Origin of the sequence: Sphingobacterium athyrii (genome assembly GCF_003071065.1) — a bacterium.
In the GTDB taxonomy this organism is placed as follows: domain Bacteria; phylum Bacteroidota; class Bacteroidia; order Sphingobacteriales; family Sphingobacteriaceae; genus Sphingobacterium; species Sphingobacterium athyrii.
In genome coordinates this window covers 54,384-66,805 of record NZ_QCXX01000008.1, presented here as the reverse complement: position 1 = coordinate 66,805, position 12,422 = coordinate 54,384, and the positions used below count along the sequence as shown (strand labels likewise).

The 12,422-nt window shown below is 39.8% G+C and carries 14 protein-coding genes; 6 read left to right on the top strand and 8 right to left on the bottom strand.

Annotation, left to right across the window (positions count from 1 at the left end; all coding sequences use genetic code 11):
* Positions 1 to 47 precede the first annotated feature (47 nt).
* The 4 genes from DCO56_RS23570 to DCO56_RS23555 form a co-directional block, all read right to left on the bottom strand.
* Entirely contained in the window at positions 48 to 821 is a 774-nt protein-coding gene (locus DCO56_RS23570; RefSeq protein WP_181390663.1) for a succinate dehydrogenase/fumarate reductase iron-sulfur subunit, read from the bottom strand.
* A 13-nt stretch (positions 822 to 834) separates the two neighbouring features.
* Positions 835 to 2,769: a fumarate reductase/succinate dehydrogenase flavoprotein subunit gene (locus DCO56_RS23565; protein WP_108636174.1), complete on the bottom strand. Its 1,935-nt coding sequence runs from the start codon at positions 2,767 to 2,769 to the stop codon at positions 835 to 837.
* Positions 2,770 to 2,827: 58 nt separating this feature from the next.
* The gene (locus DCO56_RS23560) at positions 2,828 to 3,598 is read right to left on the bottom strand and encodes a succinate dehydrogenase cytochrome b subunit (protein WP_108636173.1); all 771 of its coding nucleotides are present in this window, start codon (positions 3,596 to 3,598) and stop codon (positions 2,828 to 2,830) included.
* A 172-nt stretch (positions 3,599 to 3,770) separates the two neighbouring features.
* Positions 3,771 to 4,367, bottom strand: a complete 597-nt coding sequence (locus tag DCO56_RS23555) for a porin family protein (protein ID WP_108636172.1) — start codon at positions 4,365 to 4,367, stop codon at positions 3,771 to 3,773.
* An 88-nt stretch (positions 4,368 to 4,455) separates the two neighbouring features.
* Between DCO56_RS23555 and DCO56_RS23550 the strand changes: the two genes are divergently transcribed.
* The 6 genes from DCO56_RS23550 (at position 4,456) to pruA (ending at position 8,297) form a co-directional block, all read left to right on the top strand.
* A complete protein-coding gene (locus tag DCO56_RS23550) occupies positions 4,456 to 4,665 on the top strand; it encodes a hypothetical protein (protein WP_108636171.1) in 210 nt (69 codons plus the stop codon).
* Complete coding sequence (locus DCO56_RS23545) at positions 4,662 to 5,003, top strand: tRNA-binding protein (protein WP_108636170.1); 342 nt, start codon at positions 4,662 to 4,664, stop codon at positions 5,001 to 5,003. The genes DCO56_RS23550 and DCO56_RS23545 overlap by 4 nt, the downstream gene beginning before the upstream one ends.
* A gap of 9 nt (positions 5,004 to 5,012) precedes the next feature.
* Positions 5,013 to 5,480, top strand: coding sequence for a nucleoside deaminase (locus DCO56_RS23540; RefSeq protein ID WP_108636169.1), 468 nt, complete (start codon positions 5,013 to 5,015; stop codon positions 5,478 to 5,480).
* A gap of 101 nt (positions 5,481 to 5,581) precedes the next feature.
* Entirely contained in the window at positions 5,582 to 6,190 is a 609-nt protein-coding gene (locus DCO56_RS23535; protein WP_108636168.1) for a superoxide dismutase, read from the top strand.
* A gap of 97 nt (positions 6,191 to 6,287) precedes the next feature.
* Positions 6,288 to 6,473, top strand: coding sequence for a peptide-methionine (S)-S-oxide reductase (locus tag DCO56_RS23530; protein WP_245935908.1), 186 nt, complete (start codon positions 6,288 to 6,290; stop codon positions 6,471 to 6,473).
* A 186-nt stretch (positions 6,474 to 6,659) separates the two neighbouring features.
* Positions 6,660 to 8,297, top strand: a complete 1,638-nt coding sequence (gene pruA / locus DCO56_RS23525; RefSeq protein WP_108636167.1) for an L-glutamate gamma-semialdehyde dehydrogenase — start codon at positions 6,660 to 6,662, stop codon at positions 8,295 to 8,297.
* A 106-nt stretch (positions 8,298 to 8,403) separates the two neighbouring features.
* On the opposite strand, the gene DCO56_RS23520 is transcribed toward pruA, so the two are convergent.
* From DCO56_RS23520 to nth, 4 genes are all read right to left on the bottom strand, one after another.
* A complete protein-coding gene (locus tag DCO56_RS23520; RefSeq protein ID WP_108636166.1) occupies positions 8,404 to 9,585 on the bottom strand; it encodes a metallophosphoesterase family protein in 1,182 nt (393 codons plus the stop codon).
* Positions 9,586 to 9,590: 5 nt separating this feature from the next.
* Positions 9,591 to 10,358, bottom strand: a complete 768-nt coding sequence (locus DCO56_RS23515) for an endonuclease/exonuclease/phosphatase family protein (protein ID WP_108636165.1) — start codon at positions 10,356 to 10,358, stop codon at positions 9,591 to 9,593.
* Between the two features lie 202 nt (positions 10,359 to 10,560).
* Complete coding sequence (gene recA / locus DCO56_RS23510; protein ID WP_108636164.1) at positions 10,561 to 11,586, bottom strand: recombinase RecA; 1,026 nt, start codon at positions 11,584 to 11,586, stop codon at positions 10,561 to 10,563.
* A gap of 67 nt (positions 11,587 to 11,653) precedes the next feature.
* Positions 11,654 to 12,331, bottom strand: coding sequence for an endonuclease III (gene nth / locus DCO56_RS23505; RefSeq protein ID WP_108636163.1), 678 nt, complete (start codon positions 12,329 to 12,331; stop codon positions 11,654 to 11,656).
* Positions 12,332 to 12,422 lie beyond the last annotated feature (91 nt).

Below are 12,422 nucleotides of genomic sequence, written 5' to 3'. Positions count from 1 at the left end.
TGCTTTCTTAGGACAAGGACTTTTATATTATTTTATTCTAAAATTGCTTATGCGTGTGGTTCTTCCTGTTTGAAGATTTTAGCAGTCAAGTACTCACGGTTCAAACGAGCAATGTTCGTTAATTTAATACCTACTGGACATTCAGCTTCACAGGCACCAGTGTTGGTACAGTTACCGAATCCCTCAGCATCCATTTGGTCCACCATTGCTTGCGCACGTTCGTAACGTTCAGTCTGACCTTGCGGCAATAATGCAAATTGAGATACTTTAGCCGATACGAATAACATCGCAGAGGCATTTTTACAAGCTGCAACACAAGCACCACAACCGATACAAGTAGCGGATTCGAAAGCCTCGTCAGCAATACGTTTCGGAATAGGAATCGTGTTAGCGTCAGGAACACCACCGGTGTTGATATTCACATATCCACCAGCTTGTTGAATACGGTCAAAAGCAGTACGGTCAACGGCAAGATCTTTCAATACTGGAAATGCAGCAGCTCTCCAAGGTTCGATTACGATCGTTTGTCCGTCATGAAAGCTACGCATGTGCAATTGACACGTTGTTGTACCTTCTTTAGGACCATGAGGGCGACCATTGATTACTAATGAACACATCCCGCAAATACCTTCACGACAGTCGTGGTCAAAATATACGGGGTCTTCACCTTTACGTGTCAATTCCTCATTCACAATATCAAGCATCTCTAAGAAAGACATATCATCAGCGATGTCGTTTGCCTGATAAGTTACAAATTGACCTTTATCTTTATCATTTTTTTGACGCCAAACTTTCAGCGTTAAATTCATATGTTGTGCCATGATAATTTCCTTCTTATTTATAACTTCTTTGTGTTAACTGAACGTTTTCGAATACCAAGTCTTCCTTATGTAATTCCTCAGGTACATTGTCTCCTTTGTACTCCCAAGCAGATACATAAGCAAATTCTTCGTCATTACGTTTAGCTTCACCTTCTTCAGTTTGACTTTCTAGACGGAAGTGACCACCACAAGACTCAGCGCGTTGCAATGCATCAACAACCATTAATTCACCCAATTCCAAGAAGTCAGCTACACGGCCAGCTTTCTCTAAAGAAAGATTTAATTCTTCGTTCTCTCCAAGAACTTTAACATTGGTCCAGAATTCTTTTTTCAACTCCTGGATCAAACCTTGTGCTTTTTGTAATCCTTCAGCAGTACGTGCCATTCCACAGTATTCCCACATGATGTGACCTAATTTTTTGTGGATATCATCAACAGTTTGCGTACCGTTTAGGGATAGCAATTTATTGATTTTCTCTTCAACCTCTTTACGTGTAGCTTCGAAAGCAGGATGGCTGTGATCTACTGGTGCGAAAGAACCTAGTTTAGCTAGGTAATCACCGACAGTGTAAGGAATAACGAAATAACCATCAGCAAGACCTTGCATTAATGCCGAAGCACCTAAGCGGTTTGCACCGTGGTCTGAGAAGTTACATTCCCCTAATGCGTACAAACCTGGGATTGTCGTCATCAAGTTGTAGTCAACCCATACACCACCCATTGTGTAGTGAACAGCAGGGTAGATACGCATTGGTTGTTTGTAAGGGTTCTCGTCAGTGATTTGATAGTACATGTCAAATAAGTTACCGTATTTAGCACGTACAGCATCTTCGCCTAGACGGCCGATCGCTTCTTTGAAATCCAAGAATACGGCGAAACCAGTTTTACCAACACCACGACCATCATCAACGGCTTCCTTCGCATTACGTGATGCTACGTCACGAGGTACTAAGTTACCAAATGAAGGATATTTACGTTCCAAGAAGTAATCTCTGTCATCCTCTTTGATGTCGTTGGCTTTGATTTCACCTTTGCGTAATCTTTCGGCCATTTCTTGCGTCTTAGGAACCCATACACGGCCGTCGTTACGTAAAGACTCGGACATCAGCGTCAATTTAGACTGGTGATCTCCAGTTACAGGAATACAAGTAGGGTGAATCTGTGTATAACAAGGGTTAGCGAAGTAAGCGCCACGTTTGTGTGCTCTCCAAGCTGCTGTAACGTTACATCCCATTGCGTTTGTAGACAAGAAGAATACGTTACCGTAACCACCAGTACACATTAATACCGCATGTGCTGCATGTGTTTCAACTTTACCTGATACCAAGTCACGTGTGACGATACCTTTGGCATGACCATCGATCATAACCAGATCCAGCATCTCGTGACGTGTATATGATTTCACTTTTCCTTTTTTGATTTGACGGTTCAACGCCGAATACGCGCCTAACAACAATTGTTGTCCAGTTTGACCACGCGCATAGAAGGTACGGCTTACCTGAGCTCCACCGAAAGAACGGTTGTCCAATAAACCACCATATTCACGTGCAAAAGGAACACCTTGCGCGACACATTGGTCGATGATGTTTACAGATACTTCGGCCAAACGGTAAACGTTTGCTTCACGTGAACGGTAGTCACCACCTTTGATTGTATCATAGAATAAACGGAACACGGAGTCACCATCATTTTGGTAGCTCTTTGCCGCATTAATACCACCTTGCGCTGCAATTGAGTGCGCACGACGAGGTGAATCTTGGTAACAGAAGGTAATTACGTTGTATCCTAATTCAGCTAAAGATGCTGCTGCAGATGCACCAGCAAGACCTGTACCAACAACGATAACGGTAAATTTACGTTTGTTAGCAGGGTTAACCAACTTAAGATTAAATTTATGATTTGACCACTTTTGGGCTAATGGGCCCGCTGGTACTTTTGAATCTAACATATCTCTTAATTTTATATTGAACGATAAGACCTAAGGTCTTATCTTAAAAGATTCTGAATTATTTAAAGAAGAAAAACAATGGCATTATTGCAAAGCCAATTGGAATTAATACCCCAAATACCCAAACTCCGATTGCTCTGATAATTCCAATATATCTTCTGTGGTTAAAACCTAAAGTTTGGAATGCAGATTGGAAACCATGAATTAAGTGGAATGCCAAAGCCGCCATGGCAATAACGTACAAAGCAACTAAAGCCACATTTTTGAAGGCAAAGTCAACTTGTTTGTACAAATCTCTTGCTTTTAAGATTTGAACATTGTTTTCTACCGTTTCTTGGTAGTCGTGGAATTCAGAAGCTTGAAGTTCTCTAGCTGTTGTCTGTCCAGTTGCCAAATCAGTACGGTATTCGATGTAAGGTACCTGATCATTGTGAAACTTCCACCAAAAATTAGACATGTGTGTAGCTAAAAATACTAAAATGACAGTACCTAAGATACCCATGTTGCGTGAATTCCATTTACTGTTTGCTTGGCCATCGTATTTGGCGTAGCCAATAGGACGAGCGGATTTGTTTTTCATCGACAGCGTAATGGCGTAGATGACGTGAACAATTACCGAAGCGTACAATAAGTAAGAAACAACTTTGATTGGTGTAAAGTGAGTCATGAAATAAGCGTATTTGTTGAACGCTAGACCCGCATCATCTTTAAATAATTGCAAGTTACCAACCAAGTGAACAACTAGGAATAAACATAGGAAAATTCCTGTTAAGCTCATGATTAGCTTCTTCCCAATCGAAGAACTGAAAACTGGCTTTGATTTACTCATTATGCTTGTAATTTAATTTTAATTAGGCAAATCTACTATTTGCTATTAAATATGATACCATTTTGACAAGAAAAAGGAATAATTTAGAACGGTTCTAAATTTTCTTAAAATAAAAAGTCCGTTTTGGATAAAAACGGACTTTTTAATATAGTATGAACAGTGGTTTTATAAACTACAGAATACTGAATAATCTGTAGCCTAAACCAATGCTCCACATATTGATTTTTGGATTTGCCTGGCTTTCATTGTTAACTTTATTCAAGCCCATCTCGTAACGTACATCTACACGTAGGCTTGAGATATCAGCACCTACACCAAATGCCCATGCTGTGCCATTTTTTTTGTAGTTATTTGGATCTAAATTGGCAATGATCTTATCTTGTTTGTCATCTACTTTAAATGAGAAGATCGGACCAGTTTGAATTCTGGCTCCAATTGGCCCTAAGCCAAAACGTTTACCCAATAACACGGGAATATCGACCGTTGTGAATTTAACGTCTGTCGATTCTCCTTCGGAATTCGTTACTTTGGTGTTCTTCCCGGTTAAGTAGATCTCGGGCTGAACGTGGAATCCCAAGACACCAACACGTCCATAAAGACCTGCCTGATAACCCGCTTTATTGTCTGAATTGAAATATTTGCCGTCGCTTTTAAACTTTGAGAAGTTCAAAGCGCCTTTTAAACCGACCTCAAATCCAGGCAAAAGCTGGGCCTGTGCCGTTCCTACGCTACCACAAATCAAGAGTAATGCTGGTAAAATCTTTTTCATAATCTTTTATTTATGTATATATTGTATCTTTAAACAAACTTTCACAAGTTTGATAAAGATATACAAATTTTGTACCTAAATCATAGTTATGCTGAAAATTAACGAAGAACAATGGCAAGTTGCCAAAGAAAAACTCCGTCGCAAGTACAATCATTTAAGCGACGAAGATTTAGCTTTTCAAGCAGGTGAGGAGGATAAATTGGTTCATAAACTCTCTTCGCGTTTAAAACGCAAACCCTCTTATATTATATTCACAATTGGTAAGGAAATTCAGGACATTAATAGCAATAGGTTATGAGTGACAGCATTAGCTGGACAGATTTTGAAAAAGTAGATTTACGGGTAGGGACCATTTTGGATGCAAAGGATTTTCCGAAAGCAAGAAAACCAGCTTATCAGCTGAAAATTGATTTTGGAAACGAAATCGGAATATTACAAAGTAGCGCCCAGATAACAGTACATTATAAGAAGGAAGAATTGATCGGAAAGCAGATTGTTGCAGTCGTGAATTTCCCAAAGAAACAGATTGCCAATTTTTTCTCCGAATGTTTGGTGACAGGATTTGCTGATGAGCGTGGAGATATTATTTTGACTTCTGTGGACAGGAAATTACCAAATGGATCGAAACTTAGCTAAGTTTGTGGCATGACATTTATAGATTTTGAAGGAACACAATTAATAGATAGTGATGAATCATTTATGCGGATGGCATTAAATGAAGCAAAAAAAGCTTTTGAAGAAGGGGAGGTTCCTATTGGTGCAGTTATCGTGCATAAGGGACGCATCATTGGTAAAGGACATAATCTTACCCAACGCTTGAATGATGTCACAGCTCATGCCGAAATGCAGGCTTTTACAGCAGCAGCAAATTATCTTGGTGGAAAATATCTGGACGATTGTACATTGTACGTGACTATTGAACCCTGCATCATGTGTGCCGGGGCGGCATATTGGACACATATCAGTAAAATTGTCTACGGTGCGAAGGATGAAAAGCGTGGTTATTCCCATTTTCATGATAAGATTTTACATCCGAAGACCGTCGTTACCCAAGGTGTTTTGCAGGAAGAATGTGCCGATTTGGTAAAATCATTTTTTCGTCAAAAACGCTAACGAAATATTGAATTTATTGTAACACATAAAAACATAACAGGCTATATTGTGTTATATTTGTATACATAAACGAAGTAATAAACATTTAAATTAAAATAGATATGGCATTTGAATTAGAAGCGTTACCATACGCAGCCGACGCATTAGAACCGCATATTGACAAGACTACAATGGAAATCCACCATGACAGACATCATCAGGCATACGTGGACAACTTAAATAAGGCTATCGCAGGAACAGATGCAGAAAACCTATCTTTATTAGATATTATAAAGAATGTGAGCAAATATTCAGCAGCAGTACGCAATAACGGTGGTGGTCACTACAACCACTCTTTGTTTTGGAAAGTTTTAGGTCCAAATGCTGGCGGAGCTCCTACAGGTGAATTGGCAGAAGCGATCAATGCTACTTTCGGTTCATTTGACGAATTGAAAAAACAACTTCAGGCTGCTGGTGCTACACGTTTTGGATCAGGTTGGGCATGGTTGATCGTTGGTGCTGATGGCAAATTGGCGGTGACTTCGACTCCGAATCAAGACAATCCATTGATGGATGTCGCAGAGGTAAAAGGAACACCAGTTTTAGGTATCGACGTTTGGGAACACGCGTATTACTTGAAATTCCAAAATAAACGTCCGGTTTATTTGGAAGAAATTTTTAATGTTATCAATTGGGATGCCGTAGCACAGAATTATGCTGCAGCAAAATAATTGATCATTTAAATAGGTACAAGAAGAAGCGACAATAAGATTATTATTGTCGCTTCTTTACTTTAAGGGATACAGGGTTAAGACGGCATGAGTTTTTGTGATTTGTTGCCGGACACAATATCGTTCGGCTATATTTGTCCATAGTAAGAAGCAACTGCATAAAGTACAGTTTTATATTGGGACGCTGACTAAGGAGCAAGTTTACCAAGAACCCATTGTAATGGAAGTTGTTCCCGCAAGTATAATTTTACCCCGCAGAAGACTATCATCAAGATTATTATAGGTTAAATGGGAAGGAACCTTATTGCAATTAGTCATTAAACCGAAATTGGAAAAATTTAAACGTATCTTTTCCAAGGTGCTCAAAGGAGGAGAGTAACTTTGGGTATTCATAAAATTTAAGGTATTTTTACTTCTGTTGGCACCATTTAGTATGATGCTAAAAAGTTGAATAATAAATAATTGTAATATGTCTAAAGGATTTTTTACAGTTCCTGTTCCTGCAAATGAACCGGTGTATACTTACGCTGTTGGAACGAAAGAACGTAAGTTGTTGAAAGCAGCAATTGATGAGGCACGTTCGAAACAAATTGATATCCCAATGTATATTGGCGGTAAAGAAGTGACTACTTCTAAAAAAGTAACAATAGCTCCTCCACATGACCACCAACATATCTTAGGTCAATACAATCAAGGTGAGAAATCTCATGTAACAGATGCAATCAATGCTGCTTTGGCGGCTAAAAAGGATTGGGAAAATCTAGCATGGGAAGACCGTGCGGCAGTATTCTTGAAAGCAGCTGAATTGATTTCAGGGAAATACCGTTATGAGTTAAATGCGGCAACAATGTTGGGGCAATCGAAGAACCCATATCAAGCAGAAATTGACTCTGCCTGTGAGATCATAGATTTCTTGCGTTTCAATGTGCAATACATGAGTGAAATCTATAAGCAACAGCCTCCTGTATCTGGCAAAGGTGTATGGAACCGTGTGGAACAACGTCCGCTTGAAGGCTTCGTGTTTGCATTGACTCCATTCAATTTTACAGCTATCGCCGGTAACTTGCCATCATGTGTTGCCATGATGGGAAATGTTGTTGTATGGAAACCATCCAATACGCAGATCTACTCAGCAAACGTGTTGATGAAAATCTTCCGTGAAGCGGGACTTCCTGACGGTGTCATCAATTTAGTCTATGTTTCGGGACCAGATGCTGGTGATGTGATTTTCCAACATCCTGATTTCGCCGGTATCCACTTTACTGGTTCAACAGGTGTATTCCAGGATATCTGGAAAACAATCGGTGGCAATATCCACCGTTACAAAACTTATCCACGCATTGTCGGTGAGACAGGTGGTAAAGACTTTATCGTTGTGCACCCTTCTGCGGATCTAAAAGCAGCAAATACAGCCTTGGTTCGTGGCGCATTTGAATATCAAGGTCAGAAATGCTCGGCAGCATCACGTGCATATATCCCAAAATCATTGTGGCCAGCATTAAAAGAGTCAATGACTAACGACGTGAAGTCATTTACAATTGGTGGAACAGAAGATTTTACAAATTTTATCAATGCGGTTATCGACGAGAAATCTTTTGATAAATTAGCGAAATACATCGATCGTGCGAAAGAGTCTACTGAGGCAGAGATCGTGGTGGGCGGTACTTATGATAAGTCCAAAGGCTACTTCATTCATCCAACGATCATTGAAGCTTCAAAGCCAGATTATGAAACAATGGTTGAAGAATTGTTTGGACCGGTATTGACCGTATACGTTTATGAGGACGCTAAGTTCGAGGAAACATTAGATATCGTTGATAAAACCTCGATCTATGCATTGACCGGTTCTATTATCGCACAAGACCGCTATGCCATTAATTTAGCTACGGATAAATTAAGACATGCTGCCGGTAACTTCTATGTGAATGATAAGTGTACCGGTGCTGTGGTAGGGCAACAGCCATTTGGTGGTGCGAGAGGTTCAGGTACAAACGACAAAGCTGGATCTATGATCAACCTGTTGCGTTGGGTATCTCCGCGTACAATCAAAGAAACATTCAATCCGGATACGGATTATAGATATCCTTTCTTAGAAAAAGGCGAATAAAAATACCTAAAGGATTGTCCGCTCGAATGGGTAAGGTTTTGTATAAAGCTGATGCCAATCAGAACGGTTATATCCAAAGAAGGCAGTCCATTACTGGACTGCCTTTTTATTTTTTAAACTGCCCCAGTTCGGTTCCATCGTCACGCGTCATCCGGATGGCTAATGATTTCGCAGATCCCGAAATATCAATAATTGTTCTTTTGCCGGCTTTCGGCCCACCACCGATAAATACTGGATAATTATGATCTTTATCTGCGGGGTAGTATCCGTATTGATGTGTATGCCCTGAGACGATCGCATCTATTTTGTATTTCTGAAATAAAGGATGGAAGCATTCCCGATTATGTAATGTGCCATGCCAATCGTCTGAATGGAATATCGGGATATGGCTGATCACAACTGTATGTTGTGCGGATTTTCTTTCCTTGGACTGTAAGACAGTTTCGAGCCACTTTGCCTGCTCCTTCCTGTAATTGTCGTAATCTACGGTACCGGCATATACTTCATGGTTATCAGGTTTATCTTCACCACTGTCCAGCATGATCCAGAAAATAGGACCTCTTTTAAAAGCTTGATAGTATTTATTATTGGGATAACCAAAGTACCGTTTGAAATGACGGGCGAAAGAACCCCTCGTTTCATGGTTGCCACGGTTCATAATAAAAGGTTTCTCCATGGCGAAGAATTCGATGGGTTTCAATAATTTTTCTGTAATATCTTCCTGATTGCTCACATAGTGAAAGGAGTCCCCATTCAGGACAAAGAAATCATAGATTGAGCTATCTTGATTTGGTACAAGATCACGATAGCTACTTTTTTCTTCATGAACATCGTTGTAGACCAGGCAACGGATTTGCTCTTGATCGTTTTTTGCTAGTTTAGCCTCAAAGATTGGTGTTTGGATTTCTTGCGCATAGACAATCTTATACGGATCAAATTTTTGGATTTCCTTTGCCCGGATACGATAGCGGAAAGATCGGGGAGCTTCATCGATAGTGAAGCGAAAGAAATCTGTATTTGCATTGATCATACCATCTTCGGATTGGTGGATCGTTTGCTGTACATTACCGGCACTGTCAAGGATTTCCAGCCAGGCCAAGGCGGGTTTACTCAGAATCGTAAAAATGCTGATGCCGGTTGCCGTCTGATTCTGTAAATAAGCGGGCACTATAAAATTAAAATCTCCTTCCGGATTTTCTGTTGCTTTTTCTTTAGCGACGCTAATGTTGGGTAGTGTAATTCCCGCGAGTGCTAGCGCTTCTAAAAATCTTCTTCTATTAAAATTCATAGGGGTTATTTAATGTCGATTTCAACATATAATGGTCGATGGTCACTCGCATATTTTTCTTCTAGAACGCGGTGGTTGGCGAACTTGGGATGTGAGGCGCTGTTGACCATAATATAGTCTATTTCGGTACTTGGCTTATCTTGCGGAAAAGTAAAACCATTTTGGCTCGTTGTTTTTGTGAATAAGGTGCCGAGCTCTTTAATCGCAGGATCAGTGGGTTCGGAGTTTAAATCGCCGACCAGGATAATAGGTCGTTTTTCATTTTTAAAACGAGATGTAATGAACTTTGCCTGTGCGATTTTGTTGTTGTCTTTTAGATCCAGGTGCGTGTTTGCAAATAGGATTTTCTTTTTGTTGATACGCACTTCAACAATGGATAAGCTTCGTTGTTCACTTTCGACCGGAGAAGGAAGAAAATGCTTTTCTACATGTTCTATCGGATGTTTTGACAATATCGCAGTACCATATTCACCTTTCTCGAGATCTATTCCTTTTGAGAAAATGTAGTGCATTCCCGTTAGTTCAGCCAATTTTTTCGCTTGATCCTCATTGTAGGATCGCGCCAGGTTGACATCAATTTCTTGCAAACCGACTAGGTCCGCATTACTGTTTTTAATAATTTGAGCGATGGTATCGAGATTGACAACAGATTCCTTTTCTGAGGGGGGATTTCCATGATGAATATTAAAGGAAAGCACACGGATTTTTTGTGCACTGAGATGAAATATTGATCCGAAAAGGACCAATATAAATACAATGAGCTTATGATTCATTTTTCAAAATTAAGTTTAGAATGAAGTCAGCGATTTATGTTCGCTGTGCTAAAAATACTAAAATCTTACAGTACAAACTCAAAAGTTTGGACATGTAACAAAATAATCATTTAAACTTAATCGTGACTATATGAGGGGAGCGGATAAAAAAATAGCCATCCCTAAAGGATGGCCACCTACATTATACTAATTTTTACAGCAACTAGTCTTCATTTTCCTCTACATGAAGCATAGGATCTTCTCCTGTTACTTCCGTACGGATTTTTGCCTCAAGTTCGTCCATTAGATCTGGATTGTCAAACAATAGGGCTTTTACGGCATCTCTACCTTGTCCTAATTTGGTTTCACCGTAGCTAAACCAAGAACCCGCTTTTTTGATGATACCATATTCAACACCTAAGTCAATGATTTCACCGACTTTTGAGATACCCTCCCCAAAGATGATATCAAACTCCGCAATACGGAATGGAGGTGCGACTTTATTTTTTACAATTTTAACTTTAACACGGTTACCGGATACCTCGTCAGAATCTTTAATCTGCGATGTACGACGGATATCCAAACGTACAGAAGCATAGAACTTCAATGCGTTACCACCTGTTGTTGTTTCAGGGTTACCGAACATCACACCAATTTTTTCACGCAATTGGTTGATGAAAATACAGCAACAGTTGGTTTTGGAAATTGTTCCCGTCAACTTACGTAAAGCCTGAGACATTAAACGGGCTTGAAGACCCATTTTTGAATCACCCATTTCACCTTCAATCTCACCTTTAGGTACTAATGCGGCTACAGAGTCAATAACAATGACGTCGATGGCACCTGAACGGATTAAATTGTCTGCAATTTCTAATCCCTGCTCACCATTATCAGGTTGAGAAATTAATAAGTTCTCAACATCAACACCAAGCTTTTGTGCGTAATATTTGTCAAAAGCGTGTTCAGCATCAATAATTGCTGCAATACCGCCTTTTTTCTGTGCTTCAGCAACAATGTGCGTCGCTAATGTCGTTTTACCCGAAGATTCAGGTCCATATATTTCAATGATACGTCCTTTTGGAACACCGCCAATTCCCAAAGCGATATCCAATCCTAAGGACCCTGTAGAAATCGCCTCGATAGGCTCAACAGCTGTATCTCCTAATTTCATAATCGAACCTTTTCCAAAGCTCTTTTCCAATTTATCTAACGTCAGCTGTAACGCTTTTAATTTATCTGTGTTGCTCATATTTTTAGTATATATTTATCAAAATTAAAAATAAAAAAGAATAAACCAAATATTTCCACTAAAAAAATTAGTTTTTTGTTTCTGTCGCGCTTGGAGCACTTTTTATGTGATGGGTTTTCTCAAAGTATTTACACATATAAGTAATCGGGCATTTTTCGCAAAGTGGTTTTCGGGCCAGACAAATATATCGTCCATGCAAGATCAACCAATGGTGCGCAACAGCAATGGTCTCTTTCGGGAGATTTTTGACTAATTGTTTCTCTACCGCCAATGGAGTTGTTGCACGGTAGGTTAAGCCAAGCCGGTTAGCCACACGGAATACATGCGTATCGACTGCCATTGCAGGATTATGATAGACAACAGACGAAATGACATTGGCGGTTTTTCTACCTACCCCGGGCAGCTTGACCAAATCCTCAATCTGCTCAGGCACGATATTGTTAAATTTTTCAATAAGCATTTGTGCCATTCCGACAAGATGCTTGGCTTTGTTATTTGGATAGCTTACCGAGCGGATATAAGTAAATACTTCATCGACGCTTGAAGCGGCTAAAGTATGTGCATCGGGGTAACGTTCGAATAGCTTCGGCGTGATCTGATTAATTCTCTTGTCGGTACATTGGGCCGATAGAATAACAGCGACAAGCAATTCATACGGATTACTATAGTTGAGTTCTGTCTGCGCATCCGGATTATTTTTGGAAAAATATTCCACAAAAGCTTTGTATCGTTCTTGTTTTAACATCACTCCAAAACTAGCCAAAATTTCTATCAAAAAAGAAAACTTAACGCTTACACACGGCTCATCGAGCGGATTAATTAGGAATACAAATGGA

Bases quoted from the DNA above. Each gene is read 5' to 3' on its own strand.
- DCO56_RS23570 (WP_181390663.1), bottom strand. From the start codon at position 821: ATGGCACAACATATGAATTTAACGCTGAAAGTTTGGCGTCAAAAAAAT.
- DCO56_RS23565 (WP_108636174.1), bottom strand. From the start codon at position 2,769: ATGTTAGATTCAAAAGTACCAGCGGGCCCATTAGCCCAAAAGTGGTCA.
- DCO56_RS23560 (WP_108636173.1), bottom strand. From the start codon at position 3,598: ATGAGTAAATCAAAGCCAGTTTTCAGTTCTTCGATTGGGAAGAAGCTA.
- DCO56_RS23555 (WP_108636172.1), bottom strand. From the start codon at position 4,367: ATGAAAAAGATTTTACCAGCATTACTCTTGATTTGTGGTAGCGTAGGA.
- DCO56_RS23550 (WP_108636171.1), top strand. From the start codon at position 4,456: ATGCTGAAAATTAACGAAGAACAATGGCAAGTTGCCAAAGAAAAACTC.
- DCO56_RS23545 (WP_108636170.1), top strand. From the start codon at position 4,662: ATGAGTGACAGCATTAGCTGGACAGATTTTGAAAAAGTAGATTTACGG.
- DCO56_RS23540 (WP_108636169.1), top strand. From the start codon at position 5,013: ATGACATTTATAGATTTTGAAGGAACACAATTAATAGATAGTGATGAA.
- DCO56_RS23535 (WP_108636168.1), top strand. From the start codon at position 5,582: ATGGCATTTGAATTAGAAGCGTTACCATACGCAGCCGACGCATTAGAA.
- pruA (WP_108636167.1), top strand. From the start codon at position 6,660: ATGTCTAAAGGATTTTTTACAGTTCCTGTTCCTGCAAATGAACCGGTG.
- DCO56_RS23520 (WP_108636166.1), bottom strand. From the start codon at position 9,585: ATGAATTTTAATAGAAGAAGATTTTTAGAAGCGCTAGCACTCGCGGGA.
- DCO56_RS23515 (WP_108636165.1), bottom strand. From the start codon at position 10,358: ATGAATCATAAGCTCATTGTATTTATATTGGTCCTTTTCGGATCAATA.
- recA (WP_108636164.1), bottom strand. From the start codon at position 11,586: ATGAGCAACACAGATAAATTAAAAGCGTTACAGCTGACGTTAGATAAA.
- nth (WP_108636163.1), bottom strand. From the start codon at position 12,331: ATGTTAAAACAAGAACGATACAAAGCTTTTGTGGAATATTTTTCCAAA.